Source organism: Shewanella glacialipiscicola, assembly GCF_023283485.1.
Taxonomy (GTDB): Bacteria; Pseudomonadota; Gammaproteobacteria; order Enterobacterales; family Shewanellaceae; genus Shewanella; species Shewanella glacialipiscicola.
Genome location: NZ_JAKILU010000001.1, coordinates 210,431 through 228,802, shown reverse-complemented (window position 1 = coordinate 228,802; position 18,372 = coordinate 210,431). Strand labels below are relative to the sequence as shown.

Annotated in this window: 14 protein-coding genes and 1 tRNA gene; 5 read left to right on the top strand and 10 right to left on the bottom strand. The window is 42.9% G+C overall.

Annotated elements, in window-relative coordinates; genetic code table 11:
- Window positions 1–46: 46 nt before the first annotated feature.
- Window positions 47–2,494 (top strand): acyl-CoA dehydrogenase FadE, encoded by a 2,448-nt coding sequence (gene fadE, locus L2717_RS00930; RefSeq protein WP_220773273.1) that lies wholly within the window; start codon window positions 47–49, stop codon window positions 2,492–2,494.
- Window positions 2,495–2,585: 91 nt separating this feature from the next.
- Here the strand turns inward: fadE and L2717_RS00925 are convergent, their stop codons facing one another.
- From L2717_RS00925 to dnaQ, 4 genes are all read right to left on the bottom strand, one after another.
- Window positions 2,586–4,463, bottom strand: a complete 1,878-nt coding sequence (locus L2717_RS00925) for a cation:proton antiporter (RefSeq protein WP_220773272.1) — start codon at window positions 4,461–4,463, stop codon at window positions 2,586–2,588.
- A 464-nt stretch (window positions 4,464–4,927) separates the two neighbouring features.
- Window positions 4,928–5,004: transfer RNA gene (locus tag L2717_RS00920), tRNA-Asp, on the bottom strand.
- 280 nt (window positions 5,005–5,284) lie between these two features.
- Window positions 5,285–6,658: a TIGR03503 family protein gene (locus L2717_RS00915; RefSeq protein WP_248937952.1), complete on the bottom strand. Its 1,374-nt coding sequence runs from the start codon at window positions 6,656–6,658 to the stop codon at window positions 5,285–5,287.
- 10 nt (window positions 6,659–6,668) lie between these two features.
- Entirely contained in the window at window positions 6,669–7,397 is a 729-nt protein-coding gene (gene dnaQ, locus L2717_RS00910; RefSeq protein ID WP_220774781.1) for a DNA polymerase III subunit epsilon, read from the bottom strand.
- A 69-nt stretch (window positions 7,398–7,466) separates the two neighbouring features.
- On the opposite strand from dnaQ, the gene rnhA reads away from it, so the two are divergent.
- Window positions 7,467–7,937, top strand: coding sequence for a ribonuclease HI (gene rnhA, locus L2717_RS00905; RefSeq protein ID WP_076500646.1), 471 nt, complete (start codon window positions 7,467–7,469; stop codon window positions 7,935–7,937).
- Between the two features lie 182 nt (window positions 7,938–8,119).
- On the opposite strand, the gene L2717_RS00900 is transcribed toward rnhA, so the two are convergent.
- Window positions 8,120–9,025: a LysR substrate-binding domain-containing protein gene (locus L2717_RS00900; RefSeq protein WP_220774782.1), complete on the bottom strand. Its 906-nt coding sequence runs from the start codon at window positions 9,023–9,025 to the stop codon at window positions 8,120–8,122.
- 39 nt (window positions 9,026–9,064) lie between these two features.
- Window positions 9,065–9,823 (bottom strand): class I SAM-dependent methyltransferase, encoded by a 759-nt coding sequence (locus L2717_RS00895; RefSeq protein ID WP_220774783.1) that lies wholly within the window; start codon window positions 9,821–9,823, stop codon window positions 9,065–9,067.
- 156 nt (window positions 9,824–9,979) lie between these two features.
- On the opposite strand from L2717_RS00895, the gene gloB reads away from it, so the two are divergent.
- A complete protein-coding gene (gene gloB, locus L2717_RS00890; protein ID WP_220774784.1) occupies window positions 9,980–10,771 on the top strand; it encodes a hydroxyacylglutathione hydrolase in 792 nt (263 codons plus the stop codon).
- 231 nt (window positions 10,772–11,002) lie between these two features.
- On the top strand, window positions 11,003–12,550 hold the full coding sequence (locus L2717_RS00885; protein WP_248937951.1) for a LysM peptidoglycan-binding domain-containing protein: 1,548 nt from the start codon (window positions 11,003–11,005) through the stop codon (window positions 12,548–12,550).
- A gap of 127 nt (window positions 12,551–12,677) precedes the next feature.
- Here the strand turns inward: L2717_RS00885 and L2717_RS00880 are convergent, their stop codons facing one another.
- From L2717_RS00880 to L2717_RS00870, 3 genes are read right to left on the bottom strand one after another with little or no spacing between them, the layout of a single operon-like run.
- On the bottom strand, window positions 12,678–13,292 hold the full coding sequence (locus L2717_RS00880; RefSeq protein WP_220774670.1) for a BsuPI-related putative proteinase inhibitor: 615 nt from the start codon (window positions 13,290–13,292) through the stop codon (window positions 12,678–12,680).
- The gene (locus L2717_RS00875; protein WP_220774669.1) at window positions 13,292–15,115 is read right to left on the bottom strand and encodes an AsmA family protein; all 1,824 of its coding nucleotides are present in this window, start codon (window positions 15,113–15,115) and stop codon (window positions 13,292–13,294) included. The genes L2717_RS00880 and L2717_RS00875 overlap by 1 nt, the downstream gene beginning before the upstream one ends.
- A 42-nt stretch (window positions 15,116–15,157) precedes the next feature.
- On the bottom strand, window positions 15,158–15,652 hold the full coding sequence (locus tag L2717_RS00870) for a putative 4-hydroxy-4-methyl-2-oxoglutarate aldolase (RefSeq protein ID WP_220774668.1): 495 nt from the start codon (window positions 15,650–15,652) through the stop codon (window positions 15,158–15,160).
- Window positions 15,653–15,870: 218 nt separating this feature from the next.
- Here L2717_RS00870 and L2717_RS00865 point away from each other — a divergent pair, with 218 nt between their 5' ends.
- The gene (locus tag L2717_RS00865; protein ID WP_220774667.1) at window positions 15,871–16,191 is read left to right on the top strand and encodes a hypothetical protein; all 321 of its coding nucleotides are present in this window, start codon (window positions 15,871–15,873) and stop codon (window positions 16,189–16,191) included.
- A 221-nt stretch (window positions 16,192–16,412) separates the two neighbouring features.
- Here the strand turns inward: L2717_RS00865 and L2717_RS00860 are convergent, their stop codons facing one another.
- Window positions 16,413–18,185 carry a DUF885 domain-containing protein gene (locus L2717_RS00860; protein ID WP_220774666.1) on the bottom strand — a complete coding sequence of 591 codons (1,773 nt, stop codon included), beginning with the start codon at window positions 18,183–18,185 and terminating at the stop codon, window positions 16,413–16,415.
- Between the last annotated feature and the right edge of the window lie 187 nt (window positions 18,186–18,372).

The window sequence follows — 18,372 nt, the reverse complement described above, 5'->3', positions numbered from 1 at the left end:
TCTATGACCTGTGGTTGGCACTCGGTCATATTTAAGGAGAATTACAGTGACTACCCTACTTTGGATCATCGCCATGATCTTAGTGTTAGGAACGCTAGCTTACCTTCGGGTATCTTTGCTCACTACCACTATTGCAGCCGCTGTTGTCATGACGGCAGGCTGGGCACTCGATATTGTTGGCCCTATCTCTTGGATCGTATTCCTGGTGATCGCGCTGCCGTTTAATATCAGTGCATTTAGACAAAATATGATCAGCCGTCCGCTGATGAAAGTTTATCGCGGCATCATGCCAGAAATGTCGACAACAGAAAAAGAAGCCATTGAAGCCGGCACCACATGGTGGGAAGCAGACTTATTTGCGGGTAATCCTAACTGGAAAAAACTGCATAATTACCCTGTTGCTCGTTTAAGTGCCGATGAACAAGCCTTCCTCGATGGTCCTGTTGAAGAAGTGTGCCGCATGGTGAATCAACACCAAGTATCACACCAGTTGGCAGACTTACCTGCCGATGTATGGCAATACTTAAAAGATCACGGCTTTTTTGCCATGATCATTAAGAAAAAATTTGGCGGCTTAGAATATTCAGCCTATGCCCAATCGCGCGTATTACAAAAGCTAGCGGGTTTAAGCAGTGAATTAGCCTCAACTGTTGGTGTGCCTAACTCTTTAGGCCCTGGAGAATTGCTGCAACATTACGGCACGCCAGAGCAACAAAATCATTATTTACCGCGTTTAGCCAAAGGGTTAGAAGTACCTTGTTTTGCACTCACAAGCCCAGAAGCGGGTAGCGATGCAGGCTCAATACCTGACTTTGGTATTGTGTGTAAAGGCCAATGGGAAGGTGAAGAAATTCTCGGGATGAAACTGACCTGGAATAAGCGTTACATCACCCTAGCGCCCGTTGCGACAGTATTAGGCTTAGCCTTTAAATTGCGCGATCCAGATCATCTACTTGGCGATAAAGAAGAACTTGGCATTACCTGTGCTTTGATCCCAACCGATATGGAAGGTGTTGAAACGGGTCGTCGTCACTTCCCGCTAAATTGTATGTTCCAAAATGGTCCGACTCACGGCAACGAAGTATTTGTACCATTAAGCTTTATCATTGGCGGCCCTAAAATGGCAGGTCAAGGCTGGCGTATGCTGGTGGAATGTTTGTCTGTTGGCCGTGGTATCACTTTGCCATCAAACTCAGCGGGTGGCGTGAAAACTGCCGCACTGGCAACTGGAGCTTATGCGCGTATTCGTCGCCAATTCAAATTGCCTATTGGCAAACTTGAAGGTATTGAAGAGCCAATGGCGCGCATCGGTGGTAACGCCTATCTTATGGATGCGGTAACGACGTTAACCACCACAGGTATTGATTTGGGTGAGAAACCGTCTGTAATCTCTGCGATTGTGAAATATCACTTAACAGACAGAATGCAACGATGCGTTATTGATGCCATGGATATTCACGGCGGTAAAGGCGTATGCCTTGGCCCAAATAACTATTTAGGCCGTGGCTATCAAGCTGCGCCTATCGCGATTACCGTTGAAGGCGCAAACATCCTGACCCGTTCAATGATCATCTACGGCCAAGGCGCAATTCGCTGCCATCCATACGTGCTGGCAGAAATGGAATCCGCGTTTGATACCCAATCGGGTCAAGGTTTAGCTAACTTCGATGCGGCTATCTTTGGTCATATTGGTTTTGCAACCAGTAACTTGGTTCGTAGCTTCTGGTTAGGTCTGACATCGAGCCGTTTCTCTAACGCGCCTTACTCAGATAAAACCAAACGTTACTATCAACAAATGAACCGTTTTAGTGCCAACCTTGCCCTGCTCTCTGACTTAGCCATGGCAACCTTAGGCGGTAATCTTAAACGTAAAGAACGTATCTCTGCCCGTTTAGGTGACTTATTAAGTCAGCTGTATCTGGCCTCTGCTACGCTGAAACGTTATGAGGATGAAGGTCGCCAAACCGACGATTTGCCATTAGTGCAATGGGCGGTTGAAGATGCGCTGTACAAACTACAGGCTTCTTTAGACGATTTACTGGATAACTTCCCTGCGGGTCTTGGCGGCGTATTACGCGTGGTAATGTTCCCATTTGGTCGCCCGCTGAAACGCCCTAGTGATGTGTTAGATCATAAAGTGGCGAAGATAATGCAAACACCATGTGAAAGCCGTGACCGTTTAGGTAAAGGTCAGTTCTGGACTAACTCTGAGCATAATGCTGTCGGTATCCAAGAACAAACACTGCTTGATATCATCGCGTCAGAGCCTTTGCATGACAAAGTCTGTAAAGCCAGTGGAAAACGCCTGCCATTCATGTGGTTAGATAAAGTTGCCGCTGAAGGAAAAGCATTAGGTGTGTTAAGTGATACCGAAGTGCAATTACTGGAAAGAGCAGAAATTGGCCGGATGAAATCAATCAACGTTGATGACTTTGACCCCGCTGAACTGCGCCCAGAAATGGTTTCTACCACTACACAGGAACGCGCGGCGTAATCCATTGAGTAAAATTTAAACCCACAAAAAGGAGGCTAATTAGCCTCCTTTTTTATTGCCTTAATCTGTGCTAAATAGCGTTATCAATAAGTTACGATTTCGCGGGCGTCACTTCTTCTACCGCTTTATCTTGGACTGCTTGCGCTTCTTGCTCTGCAATAGCTTGCTGTATTTTGGCTTCTTCTAAGGCTTCAATGGGTAATAAACTAATCAGCTCAATACTATTCGGAAACACGGTATCGTTGCCTGAAACAACCATAACTTTCCCGTCCTTAGTGAGATAAACCAATGGCATTGCGGTTTCACCATAACGTTTACGGAAATGCTCAAAACTAAAGTTGTCGGTAATATTGGTCACTTTAAGTACTGCCCCCTTAGCCATCAAACTCGCCATTTTTGCGTAGGACACTGAATCACCAAATAAACATAACCGCTGTTTATAGGATTCAGATAACTGATGTCGAGCACTCCCCGCCTCAGTATTATTGAGTTCAAACACCTTTTTCCCACCAAATAAATCTTGAAAATAAAAACTGACGAGCGGATTGAGTTGACGATAAGGTGACATGATTAGCACTCGGCCAATACCGGTTAAATCCATATAAGTTTCAGCATGTTCAGATGCGGGATTGCCAAAGTACACCGGAATATTATCCATCCGAGCAAGACGAATATTATCCCAGTTACTATCAGCCAATAGCACTTTGACATCTTTAGATTTTAAGATTTTAGCTAACTCTCTAGAAAATTTAGAGGCGCCAAAAATCAGCAAGCCTTGGGCAGAATCGGCTTTAACCCCAAGAAAACGTGCCCAGCGCCCAGCAGTTAAGCTTTGAATCACCACAGTGCCTATAATGATTAAGAAAACTAAAGGCACAATAGCATCAGCGCCTTGCACATTATTGGCCTCTAACTTAATCGCAAATAAAGACGATACCGCTGCAGCAACAATGCCCCGCGGCGCAATCCAACATAAAAACCACTTATCGGCCCGCGACAGTGATGTCCCCACACCAGACACCCAAATACTCAGTGGCCGCGCCACTAACATAGTTACCACCAATACACCCACGCCACCCCAACCTAAATCGAGCATGGCGTTAGAATCGAGTCGCGCCGCCAGTAAAATAAACAATGCCGAAATAAGTAACACGGTTAAGGTTTCTTTAAACTCAAGGATTTCAGCGATATCAACACCACGCATATTGGCTAACCAAATCCCCATCACAGTGACAGTCAGTAAACCAGACTCTTCTTGTAATAGATTTGAGCCAACAAATACCCCCAGCATCAGTGTTAACACGGCGGTATTACGCAAATAATGTGGTAATAAGTTACGCCTTAATATCTGTCCGGTGAGGTACCCCGCAGCAGCGCCTAACCCAAGCCCTAAAGAGAGCATAGAACCAAGGGCGTACAGCACATGAGTCGTTGGATCGCCAGAAACTGTGATGTATTCAAATACTAACACGGCTAATAGCGCGCCTATCGGGTCGATAACAATCCCTTCCCAACGTAAAATACTCGCAAGCTGAGATTTAGGCCGCACACTTCTTAGCATAGGGACAATAACCGTCGGCCCAGTAACGACCACCAGCGCCCCAAAGAGCAACGCAATTTCCCAACTAAAATCGAGTAAATAAAAGGTCGCCGTCGTAATGCAAGCCCAGGTGATTGCAGTACCAATGGTCACCAGATGCGTTACCATACGACCATGATCTTTGATTTCTTTAAAATTAAGGGTCAAAGCGCCCTCAAATAAAATCACCGCAACCCCGAGGGAAATGATTGGAAAGAGTAAATTGCCAAAAATCGCATCAGGATTAAGGAAGCCAAGTCCAGGGCCCAAGGTTAGGCCACACAGTAGCAAAGGCAAAATAGCCGGTAAGCGTAATTTCCAGCCTAGCCACTGACAAAAAAGTGATAACACTCCGATCAACGCCAACATACCGGTGATTTGTTCAACCATAAAAAGTCCTAAAAGTGAGAAATCCATTCGTTCAAGTTATCGTTAATAAAATAGATGATATGAGCACGATAATGGTTCACAAATTATCTATTTAACCTGAACTCGGGATAGTGGCTGTGGTAACTAATTAATCTTATTACCTTATCCAAAAAATTAACTCTACAGAGATAGTTTTTTCGTTATCAATGCAAGTTTGCATACCTAATAGCGGCTATTCGTAGCAAACTTAACGCAGATAAAGGGAAAAATAACCTGTAGAGACACAGAGCTTATCCCGAATTCAGGTTATTTAGCTTAACAATAGCAGTAAACACTCAAACACTATGAAGTTTATTAAAGACCAAAAGTAAAACTAAGCCACAACGATAATACCAAACAAATCACTGTGGTTAACATGCTGTGATTAATTGATAAAAATGATAAATAAAAAGGCCTTACATTGCTGTAAGGCCTTTTTATTTATTTGGCGGAGCGGACGGGACTCGAACCCGCGACCCCCGGCGTGACAGGCCGGTATTCTAACCAACTGAACTACCGCTCCAAATTTATCTATCGTCAATATCTTACAAGTTTCAAACCCCAAACCTCAGCGTGATAGACCGCTAAAGCAAAAACAGAAGAATAGAACTAATTTACCCATAATCCTGTTCAAGACGCGCAGATAATACGGATGAGCACCCAAATCGTCAACTATTTTTTACTTATATTTATCATTTGGTTAAAACAAACCCGCCTTAAGGTCGACTTGGGTTCATATCTCAAACATTTCGATTCTGTCCCAAATAAAACATTGTGGTTCAACACTTAAAACTGACACTTAGCTAACGATTGTTATCGGCCTCATCAGGCAACGTGAGATCGATATCATCTAGCGAGGGTGCTTGCTTGGCTGGCTTTTGCTGCTGTACACGTAACTCCGCAGCCGCTAAGGCCTGTGTCAGGCTTTGGCGCTTACGCCATACAATTAAGCCTAAAATGCCTAATACCAGTAAGATGATATTAATGGTAATAATCCAGAATATGGCATCTTTTTTAGCAAGTACTTCTTCGTCGGCCGCTTTTTGTGCCGCAATAGCGGCAACTTCGGCCAACTCTTTAGCTGTAGGTAATGGCGCTGGTGGTGGATTAAAACTAAAGAACAGTTCTGGTAAATCGAGTAAAATTTCACGCCCCGTAATCGTAGTTGTGGCAACTGAGCCCTTAAGCTTATAACGACCAAACTCAATCAATGTGGGTAATATTAACTCACTATCGGGCTGTGTTACGCCATTAACAACCAAGGGAACTTGCATGCCTGCAGGACCCGTTAACTCAAATGAAAAATGCGTTTCAGCTAATTGCAGCGCACTATTATCAACGTGCAACATGACTTTCCATTCGGCCATTGACGAGTTTTCTGGCGTAACGACTTCTATATTGATTGGTCGTGGTGATAACCGAAATGGGGATGAAACCTGTCTATCAAAAACATTATTGCGCGCCTGCACGACAAAGTGATAATCACCCCAAGGTTGCTTAATATTGATATCACTGGTGAATAGACCGTCGTCGGGTTTCTCATCGTAATCTTCGCCATTATCTTTATAAGAGCCAACGATAATATCGCCCGCTGCAAAGTTTTCATCACCGGGTTTATGCCTACTGACAAAATGCGCATTCCATTCAACAAGATAGTCTAATCCAGGCATACGCACCCGCTGAGCATCACCCATTAACTGAGCAACCAGCTTAATTTGTTCACCTTGAAAAATAGGTTGCGGCAATGGCTGAACTTCAATTTCTAACTTAGACACTTTCTTAATCGTCGAAGTCGGCACTACTTTGCCTATTAGCTGCCAAGGCCCTGGCATGGGTGACTCAATATAAATAATGTCGCCGGTAATACCTGAAGCCCATTTGACTGTTTTAGGATGACGATCTGAGTACATTTTACTGCCATCTGGCAATACGACAATAACGGGGCCAGAATCGTAATCCCGCTCCACAAATAGCGTCATATTATCGACCATATGGTCAATCCGAAAACGGTTTTTAAGCTCAGATGCCGTATCCACCGCAACAATCGGCGCAGCCTTGGGCGGCTGGACACTTTTTTGAGTTGTGCCAGTCCCAGCGGCAAACACCGCAGTGACGCTAAGCAGCGAGGTGGTGGTAAGCAGGTAAACAGTTAACAGGGTATTACGCGATATCGGCATAGTGATTATTCTATCCTCTCCAGAGGCATTTACCTGATTTTGCGACGAGATCAAGGCGTTGCTCGTGCATAGTCAGTTCATCGGCAGATGCAGCAATCACTTTAAGATTAAGTGATTGCGGATCAAAACGTTGGATCCCGCCCCCCTCCTGACCCACTTCTTCGTTGGACAAGTTAAACTTTGTCTGCCCGCCAGTCATGATCAGATAAACATCAGCGAGGATCTCAGCATCGAGCAATGCGCCGTGATATTCGCGCCGAGAAGTATCTACGCCATAACGCTTACACAAAGCATCGAGGTTATTTTTCTGCCCTGGGTGCAAGTATTTAGCGATAACTAAGGTATCGAGGATACTGCAAATATCGGCTGTTTTCGGCCCACGCGGCTGTAATAGCGAGAACTCATGGTCCATGAAGTTCACGTCGAAGCTCGCGTTATGGGCGACAATTTCAGCGCCATCGATAAAATCAATAAATGCTTGAGAAATTTGCTGAAAACGGGGTTCATTGGCCACGCGCTCATCGGTTATACCGTGAACGGCAATGGCTTCGGGATCAATGGCTTGACCTGGATTGATATATTGATGGTAATAACGCCCCGTTAAACGGCGGTTCACCACTTCTACACAGCCAATTTCGATAATTCTATGACCTAAATAGATGGCACCGCTGCCTTGGTTCATACCTGTGGTTTCGGTATCTAAAATAACCTGACGGCTAGCGTTAGAGATAATATTCATTTTTTATGCGCTTCTTATGACAATTCTTGGTTATACTCGGCCGAAATTCCCGGCGATGGTAACAATTTGATGACTGAACTAAAACTGATCCACATTTTCACCGACGGCTCTTGCTTAGGCAATCCCGGTCCTGGCGGCTATGGTATTGTAATGAATTATAAGGACCATACAAAGGAGATGTCCGACGGTTTTGCACTCACAACCAATAATCGAATGGAATTATTAGCGCCTATCATTGCATTAGAAAGCTTAAAAGAGCCTTGCCAAGTCGTGCTCACCAGCGATAGTCAGTATATGCGCCAAGGTATAATGACCTGGATCCATGGCTGGAAGAAAAAAGGTTGGATGACCTCAAACCGTACTCCGGTTAAAAACGTTGACCTGTGGAAACGTTTAGATAAAGCGGCCCAAATGCACACAATAGATTGGCAATGGGTGAAAGGCCACGCAGGTCACGCCGAAAACGAACGCTGCGATGTATTAGCTCGCACTGCCGCAGAATCAAAGCCAACTCAACCGGACTTAGGCTACCAACCTTAACGCCAATGTTATCCAACTCAAACTTAATGCGTTCGATTGTCGCTGCATTAGACGATTGTGGCTACGATAGATTGTGCCAGCAAAAATGAGGTTGGCTCAAGTAGATACATGCTATTGAGTCACGCCCAAGTTAACAACTTGGGCGTATGGATGGTCATCATCAAGAGGACATTTCAAAGCGTTTATTCAGTTTCAGCGGTAATATTGAAAAAGTTCTCACAAAACGCCACAAATGCTTGACCAAGAGAAGTTGCCTGACGGCTTTTATGGGTAATACGATAAAACTGCCGCTCCAGCACTAATCCCTCTATTGTTACTAATGCTAACTCTTTACGACTGACATCTTTATCCAGTGCAAGCTCTGATAATACCCCAAGTCCAGCGCCCTGTTTTACCGCTAATTTAATCGCATCTGGTGTAGTGAAACAGAACTTAGCTTCGGGTCGCATATCCAACTCATTGGCAGCATTAACAAAATACTCACGAGTACCAGAACCCTCCTCACGCAGTACCCAAGATTGTCCTTTAACAGCCGCAGGGGTAACCACTTTGCCTGCCAGCGGGTGCGCTGGATGACAAAACACCAACAGTCTATCCTTGTGCCACGCCTCAACATGTAAACGATTGTCGGTACAATATCCCTCAATAAAGCCCATTTCAGACCTAAACTGCGCAACCGCTTGGATCACATCTTGAGTATTGGTTATCGCAACATCCACATGGGTTTGAGTGTGTTGCTGGCAAAATGCCACCGCGGCTTTCGCCAACAAATAATTACCAATCGTTGAACTAGCGCTAACACTTAAACGCCCAACGAGATCGCCACCATGGTAGGTAAACGCCTGCTCAATTTGTTCGACGCGGTGCAATAAATCCGTCGCCAGCGGTAACAGCAAATTACCCTGTGAGTTCAGTTGTAATCGATTACCAATCCGCTCAAATAAACGAGCATTAAGCTGTTTCTCTAATTCAGCCAAGGCCATTGACGTTGCTGGTGGCGATAAATTTACTTGTTCTGCGGCCTTTGCGACTTGACCGCTGCGCGCCACAGCCTCAAATACAGCCAATTGTCTTAGGGTGATACGCATATAAAAACCTGCACGTTAAAAATAGAAATGGCCTGCCCGTTATTCAGTATGTTCAGATAATGGCTTTGATAAATTATCAGATAAATGCTCTGCACATCCAGCCGTTGGCGCTGTACTCCAATTGGTTTGTCGCATCTTGCGTTTATCACGGATAGGTGTAAGTGGCGATTCCAGTTTACGTGCCACAATCACATACAAACTACCCGCACTGGGTAACCACGAGGCTAAGCTTTGTTGAAAAAATCGCCCTTGGGTAAACTCACCTATCAATGGGTGATACACCAAGCGTTCATCTGCGACAACTTGATAACCTAATAATCCTAGCCAATCTTGCACTCGTGATGGCATAAAAAAGCGACCGTTCCAAGGAAGACAATCCTGATATTTAGGCCATAACTTACCCAAAAATAGTGGACTTAAGGGATTAAACCCAACAATAAAAAGATAGCCTCCTGCGATGAGTACTCGGTCCGTTTCACGCAGGATACGGTAAGGATCGGGTTCAAACTCCAATAACAGGCTCATGACAACGGCATCAATGACTCCATTTTGCAGCGGTAAATGACAAAAATCGCCCGTAATTGAAGCGTCTTGGGATGAGGATAGCGAAAAATGATGTGCAACTGGTGATGCCATACTCGATAATGCAGCACTCAAAGGGCCTAGCTTTAATAAATGATAACCAAACACTCTTGGCCACCAGTTTTCAAGATGTTCGGCTACAGCTTGCTGCAGCGCGGCGCCATTGGGTAAGTCATCCCACTGTTTGGGCTTAAGATCAGAACAGAAATGCGACACAGAGTTCCTCCGTTAGCTTGGGACCATTATCCAATTCACTACCGATGCTAACATACTGCCACAACACTCTGCCGCAAACATCGCCAAGAGCCATACACTCATGGATAATATCCTTATCTTTTAAACTCAAACTCAAACACAGACATAGGTATTTCTATGCTCACTATAACAGCAGTCAAAGCCTTTAATGACAATTATATCTGGGTGTTACAACAACAACCTCACACGCAAGTTTATGTTGTCGACCCCGGTGATGCTAAGGTCGTGATTAACTACCTTAGCGCGAATCAACTCACGCTAGCAGGAATTTTACTGACGCATCACCATAGAGACCACACTGGAGGAGTCGCAGAACTTCAAGCCTATACTGACAATCAACTTACGGTTTATGGCCCAAACAATGAAGCCATTGCAGACATGACTCATCCACTTGATGCTAAAACGCAACCCACGCTTACCCTTGACTATCTTGACGCACCACTGCAAGTGCTCAGTGTGCCAGGTCATACCGCAGGACATATCGCCTACGTTATTGAAGATTCGTTATTTTGTGGTGATACCTTATTTAGCGGCGGATGTGGCCGTTTATTTGAAGGCACGCCAGCGCAAATGCTTGCATCGCTCAAACAACTCAGCCAATTACCAGAAAAGACTCGGGTTTATTGTGCCCATGAATATACCCTTTCTAATCTTAAATTCGCACTCTCGGTCAATCCGAACAATATCGAGTTGCAAGCCTACAACGAACAAGCTAAAAAATTACGCAATCAAGATGAGCCCACGATCCCATCAACCATTGCATTAGAACGTGCCATTAATCCGTTTTTACGCGCAGCCGATCCTGACATTGTAGACAGTATTAAGCAGCATTTTAACGCAATAAAACAGACAAGCTTGGACGAACTAAGCTGTTTTACTCTACTCAGACAGTGGAAAGATATTTTTTGATCACAAAAGCAATATTATTGATTGAAATTTAAACTGTTTTTTGCACTTTTGATGATGTAAGTCAAAAATGGCCTTACATTATGTACGATAATTAAGGGACAAGATCGCAAAGATCCCATAGAATGGCTCGTTTTGCGTGAATACTTTGCGCGCTGCGTTGTCTTTATCTTTATAAAAAACATAATGTTACCTTAAAGAAAGCCATGCACTAACAGAGGACTACCGTTTTCAATGAGAGTATCACTTTATATTATTGCAGGGGGATTTGCCCTACTCGCAGGCTGTCAAACCTTAGACAACAATGACACTAACCAAACAAAAATTGAAGCCGTCAATACCCAAACTATACTCCCAGAATATTACCTCACTACAGAGGCTCCGTCGGCGCAAATTACCGATGTGTGGGAACGCATTCGTCAAGGAATGCAATTACCGGTTCCTGATCAAAAGTTGGTAAATCAATATCGTGATTGGTATATCAAAAATCCGCAGCATCTGGCGATTATCTCCGAACGTGCGGCACCTTATATGTACCTGATTGTGGAAGAGCTTGAAAAACGTCATCTTCCTATTGAAATAGCCCTTTTACCTATAATAGAAAGTGCCTTTGATCCTTCCGCCTCTTCAACGGGCGCGGCATCAGGGTTGTGGCAATTTACAACGCCAATGGCCAGCCATTTTGGTTTAGAGATGAACTGGTGGTACGACGGCCGCCGCGATGTGCCCGCTTCAACAACTGCGGCATTGGACATGCTCGAATATCTTTATAGTAAAACCAATAATAATTGGCTTTATGCCATTGCGGCCTATAACTCGGGCGAATCACGGGTACTCAATGCGATTAAGCATAATGAGAAAAAAGGACTTCAAACCGATTTTTGGTCTTTAGATTTACCCCGTGAAACTGAACAATACGTACCGCGATTATTGGCGTTAGCCGAAGTTATTAAACATGCCGATGAATATGGGATTAGCTTAGCGCCGATTGGTAATAATCCCTCCATTGAAGTGGTTGATATCGATAGCCAAATTGATTTAGCAATGGCAGCAGGGTTCGCCAATATGACGACACTCGAGCTACAAAAACTCAATCCGGGTTATAACCGCTGGGCAACATCGCCATTAGGGCCACACACCTTAGTGCTGCCGATTGATAAATCGGAAGAATTTAAAAAGGCGCTCGCCGAAACAGAGAGCGAAGATAGAATTAGCTGGCTACGTTATACGATAAAATCCGGCGATAGCATTGGCAATATTGCTAAACAGCATCACACAACTATTGCTGCGATTCGCGCCGCTAACGGCATGAAAAGCAATACTATCGTGACTGGTAAGCATTTAATTATTCCTGTTAATGCTCAAGATAAGCAGCTCTATGCGCTATCGACTAAACAGCAATTGCCCAAAAAATCGCGCAACGCAACAACATCAACCTCAATAACGTATCAAGTTAAATCGGGCGATACCCTGGGTGAAATCGCTGAGGCTCACAAGGTGACAGTGAAGCAACTTAGCACTTGGAATAAATTAGCTCAGAAAAAAAAGTTACAAAATGGCCAAAAATTGGTGATTTTTACGCCTACAGATAGCCAGCAGACTGCACAAATTCGCACAGTGAGCTACAAGGTAAAAACAGGGGATTCCCTTGTTCGTATTGCTAACAAATTTAATGTCAGTGTCGCCGAGCTACTCGAATGGAATAGCCTCGCGCAGTCACAATATTTACAACCTGGGCAAGTAATTAAGCTAGTTGTTGATGAGAGTAAATTAAGTGCATAAGCATTTAAAAAATCATTAATACTCGATAATGCATTACAGCTAAACGTCAGTTTAATTCAGCTCTAAAATATAAAAAAGGCAGCGAACCCATTGGAACGCTGCCTTTTTTATGATGTGTTACTCCATGTTATTCCATGGTTAATAGTAAAACCACTGGTGCCATTAGTGTTGCATTTGACTCTACCGCTTTAGCTGCAAAATGCGCTTCTAAACGAGCACCGTCTGCAGGGATGCCCGCAAACGCTTTCGGTGGAATACTAAAGGATGTGCTAATAACTTTGCCTGCACCTAATTGGCTATCACGTAACGCTTGCGTGGACATCATATCTTCTGACCAAGCCCATAGGCGTTTTCCCTCTTGGGTCACTAACCATAAATCCGCCATCATTCCTGTGTTATAACGTAAATCAACGGCATAGGTTTGTGGATTTGTTATGGTTAACGTTGCCTTAACCGAATGCTCAAAATCAACAAAAGGCGCTAAGGTTAATTCTCCGCGCAGTAATCCTTGTGCTGCGCCAGCAGTTACAGGCTCAACCTTTAATGTTGGAATGTTTTTATGGCTAGAAACATCGAGCGCTAAATCCGCCGCACGTACAATTTCAGGCTTAACTGCTGTAGCGGCTTTGGTCTCAGTCGGTTTACTGTTAGATGACGCTTTAGGCGCTATGCAGCCAACAAGTTGTCCACTCACAACCACACTAACTGACACAAGCAAAGCGTAACGCTTCAAACTTACCATTAAAAACCTCCTAATTTTTTCAACAAGGAATCTTTCAATTTTTCCTTCGCTTTTTCAGTTTCTTCCTTGAGCTGATTATTCAGTAAGGCTTTAGTATCCAAAGCGTATTCTGGCTTTTGGAAAGTCCCTGTAATCGCAAGCGGGATATCAATCCCCGCGAGGGCTTCTTTATCACCACCCTGACCTTTCAAACTATTCACTAAACTTGCCGTCAGCCTATAATCTAACGCTTCGGTTAATAAGTTTGCACTACCTTTACCCGCAAGGCGCAGTAATGGTGATGACATAGCCAGATCAGGATTATTAGCAACGCCATTATCAAGGGCAAAACTGCCGGTTAAACTGGAGAAGTCTGTCTTATGTTCTTCCTTATTCTGTGAAGATAAGTCGCCCTTTAACTTAGCTTGTGCGCTACGGATCATCTGTGGAATATTAACGCCATACAAAGCACCATCATTAATATCAAAATGCCCATTCGCTAATAGATTTTGCTTTAGCTGCAAAGGAATAAGACTTTTTCCTTTACCTTTGACGTTAAAATTAGCCGTACCTGCTAATAAATCGACGTCTGCAGCATCTTTTAATAAAGGACGAATTTGCACACCGGTTACGTTGTTATCAAATTGGTAGCTGGCCACGGCTTGACGCGCATCGACCTGCGCATTGAGGAGCAATTTACCTTGATATAGGTCAGCGTTCAGCTTAGTTAAATCAATAATACCGTTTTTGATGCTCACATCCATTAACCAATTCTGCGTCGATAAATTAGCGACTTTTATCGACTTAACCGTCAATTTAAGTGTTGCATCAAGGCCTTTCAGTGCAGAAAGATCAGGTTCGGCAGCAACCTGATCTTTCGCTGCCGGTACTTGTTGTGTGGTATCAACACTTTCAGTTGTAGGCAATAAGGCATCTAAATCGAGGTCGCCAATTTGAAAATCAGCATTAATCTGTGGGATTTGAGAGCCGTAATTGACGCCGAGTTTCCCCACAGCGCTAATATTTGCAGCGGTTAACTGGGTAATATCAACAGACAGTTGCTGTTTATCGAGTGCAATTTGAGTCGCTAAGTTAATCGATGTTTCGAGTTTCTTATTCGGAAAACTCTCTCCTTCCATCACAGTGTCAATGTCAAGATCATTGATAACCAATTGCTTAACGTCGCGGCTCAGTTTGAGCTCACCTTTACCTTTACTGCTCAACGTCATATCCGGCATTGTGGCACTAAATTCAAAAGCAATAGGAGCAAATTTATCTAAGGCAAACTCACCCAAGGTGAAGCTATCTAGCGTAAAAGTTTGAGTTTGTTTGGTAACCTCATCAATCATATTAATTTGGGTGTTAGTAATAGAGACACCGCCAATATTAATGTCTGAAAGCTGGCTCTTAGTAGAGGGTTTGGTAGATACAGGTGCTTTTTGCCCACTCTCCTCACCCACTAAACCGTCAAGACTCGTACTCCCATTTTTACGAGTGACTAAATTGATTATTGCACCATCAAGACTCAATTCTGCAATTTCAATTTTTTGGCTAAATAATGGCATCAGCGCCACTTCAGCCACCGCTTTGTGCACTTCTAACATCGCTTTAGGGGTAAAACCTGCAGGATTGGATAGGGAAACGCCACCTAAGTTAATGCCAATCACGGGGAAAAAAGTCCAAGACAAATCATCGGTAATGACAAATTCACGGCCGGTTTGCTTGTTCACAGCATCGACAATTTCAGGTTTAAAGTCATTAGGGTCGAAAAATACGCTGAGATAAACAGCAACCAAAAGAATCAGTGTTACCACTAAGGTCAAAAGCCACTTAATGAATTTCATATAAATATCCTTATCAAAAAAATGGGGATTTATTGCAACGACTTAGCTTAAAAATGCAAAGTTCAACAGCTCATCACTCACTGCAATACCATTTTCATCGGCATACAGTTGCATGCCCGGTTTAACCATTACGCCGCCCAAATCTACTGGGACATTAATTTCCCCTTGATCTCGCTTTTCAGTTTTTATGGGGATAGCACCTAAAGCATAAACACCTAAATTAAAAGTCTTTATTCGCATAACGTCACGCACAAAACCGTTAATTATCACGCCTTGCCAGCCATTATCTAATGCACTTTGGGCAATTAAGTCCCCGAGTAATGCTTGCCTACAGGAGCCGCCGCCATCGACGACAAGCACTTTACCTTGTCCATTTTGTGCTAGTACTTCCTTTACTTTGGAATTATCTTCAAAGCACTTTACTGTGACTATCTCCCCCCAAAAAAGTGGTTTTCCACCAAATGGCTTAAAAGCCAATGGTAACAATTGAAGTTTAGATGGATAGTGGTCAAACAAATCAGGTAATAGATCAAGCATTTGTTTCTCCGTGCGTGCTTAAAACTTTAGACTACGCATAATTATGGACCTCGACAAGTTCAAAGCGAAAACCAATCATAATTTTATTCCATTTTAAGCGGTAAAGACTTGGTGTATATTGATGTTGGTATTATAATCTGCAGCTGTTAATGTCCAGCGCTACCTGTGCCGTCTCATACATTTATTCCTTTTCCTTTTTATTAAATAGCGAACACCAAATGACGACTGATTTTGATTTACAAAGCGCGATCGCGGCTCTTGATGAATATGGATATGATAAGAAAGTTTCAACGGATCTTGAGCAAGCACGTAACAAGCAACAAATGACAAAATATATTAAATCTCTCGACTACAGTTTACGTCGACTATTAATATTACAAGAAACGGTTAACGATTTAGTTGAAGAAAAGAAACATCAATTAGCGATGCAAGAGAACATCCAAACTTACAAAACAAAAGTGATTAACTTATCGAGGGAGTTTAACATCTCCTATGATGAAGTATTGGCATTGATGGCATCTTCTAAATCGAAAAAATAACATTAACACTGCGGTTACCTTGACAACCTAATCTCTATCCAGAGATTACGTGTTTTATTTATGCTATATAACAAAACAAACCCGTTATATGGCAATGTAATACATCTACTTTTCACTATTCGAATGTAGATAGCATTTTATTCAGCTTAATCTTCACATCATAATTAATATGACCCATAAAAAAGCAGAGCCTAAGCTCTGCTGCTAGATTTATAATGAAATCATTTCGCCTGCATTAATTGACGTATATATTTCACGGGCGCACTACCGTAACTTAAAAATTGCTCGTGGAAAGTTTTAAGATCAAACGCTTCACCTTGGGCTTTTTTGTATTCTTCACGGAAATCATAAATTTCTCGATATCCCGAATAATAGCTAGTTAGCTGCACTTGGCTCAGCGTTGCACGACGCCACTTACCTTCCGCTTCTGCTTGCTGCTGAAAAGCCTCATTCATCATAAGGGCAATGGCTTGCTCTTCAGTCATGCCTTTAACATGAATACTGTAATCTAAAATAGTGTTACTGATAACGCGCAAATTCCACTTGTAATACATTAACCACATTTCAGGTTCAAAATCACCATAGCCTTCTTCGAGCATCATACGTTCGGTATAAACCGCCCATCCCTCTACCATAGCGCCATTACCGAATAAGCTTTTTATTAAACTAGGAGATTGGTTTGAATAAACTAATTGAGTGTAATGCCCAGGAATAGCCTCATGGATATTAAGGATTTGTAATATCCAGTGGTTATACTCACGTAAGTAACTTTCGGCAGAATCATCACTCATACCATCCAGTGGAGTAACGTTATAATAAGTATTACCTGACTTTTCATAGGGACCAGGAGCACTGATTGAGGCGCCAGCATACCCTCGCATATATTCTGGAGTTTCCCGCACTACAAGCGGTTTTTTCGGATCCAATGTGACTAAATCTTTTTTATTCACAAACTCAATTAATTCAGGGATTTGTTTACGTACTTCATTTACAAACTCATCGCGTTGTACATGTTTAGTCGATAACTTATCAATTAATTGACGAATTGCAATTTTACTATCTGTAGGCTGCGGCGTATTAAAATACTTAGGCCATAACGTGTCGGTAATTTTTGCCATTTCAGCCTGAACACGATCTTTATCAGCAACGGCTTTTTGATAAAGTTGTTTTGCTGTCATGCCTGCTTGGATATCAAAAGCAAATTTTTGCTCGTATAACTCTTCACCAATTCTAAAGCTACGGGCGCCGTCTTGTTTTAATTGAACCACTAACTTATCTAACCAAGCGATATGACCCTTAATGGCAGCCGTTGCAGCGTTAAACCGAGTGTTAAACAGTAATTTTTCAGCATCGGTTAGGCCAGAATCCGCCAACTGCTTTAATAACTCGTCAGAAAAAACTGAAAATGCGCCTTGATTTTGCAGAATGGCTAATTCGGTATGCTCTAACGTTGGGTTATTAATATTTGCTTGGGCCGCAATATAATAAGCAGGTACATTTTCTAATCTGGCTAATACAGAACGTAACCTATCATCCAAGGGCGCAAAATTTTCATTAATGATTTGGGCAAAACCACCTGAAACGTTATAACTTGAAGGATCCCACTGCCAAGACTTAAAGCTATTAATTTCCCACGCCATACTGCCAAGTAAGTTATCAATAAGATGATAATCAATCAGTTCATTCGGTGTCAGTGACTTCTGCTCGAACTGCGTCAGTTGCGCTTGCTGTGCTTTAACAAAAGCAAGGGTCTTTATACGACCTAGCGCATCAGGGATTTCAAGATAACCGTCATTGACATGCTTGCCACTATATAAAGCCCAAGTGGGTGATAATTCCCACAGAGAATCAATAAAATTCGCTGAAAATTGTGCAAATGAAGCTGCTTTGACGTCAGCTGCGACCGCTGGAGTTGATTGATTGAGTTGTGATTGACAACCAGCAAGGCTGGTTAACGATAATATTATCGCAAGTGAAATAGCCGTTTTCTTCATTATTAGTCCTATTGATGTTGAGTAGGCTGGGAAATTATCTAAGTTAACCATATTGTTCCAACAATTGCAGCAGTGTTACCTATTAATACACGCGTGGTTACAAATTTGTGAGATATTAATATGCGCAATATCTATCTTCCAGATATTGCGCCTCAAAACTGGTCAATATTCTAATAAGATCAGACTA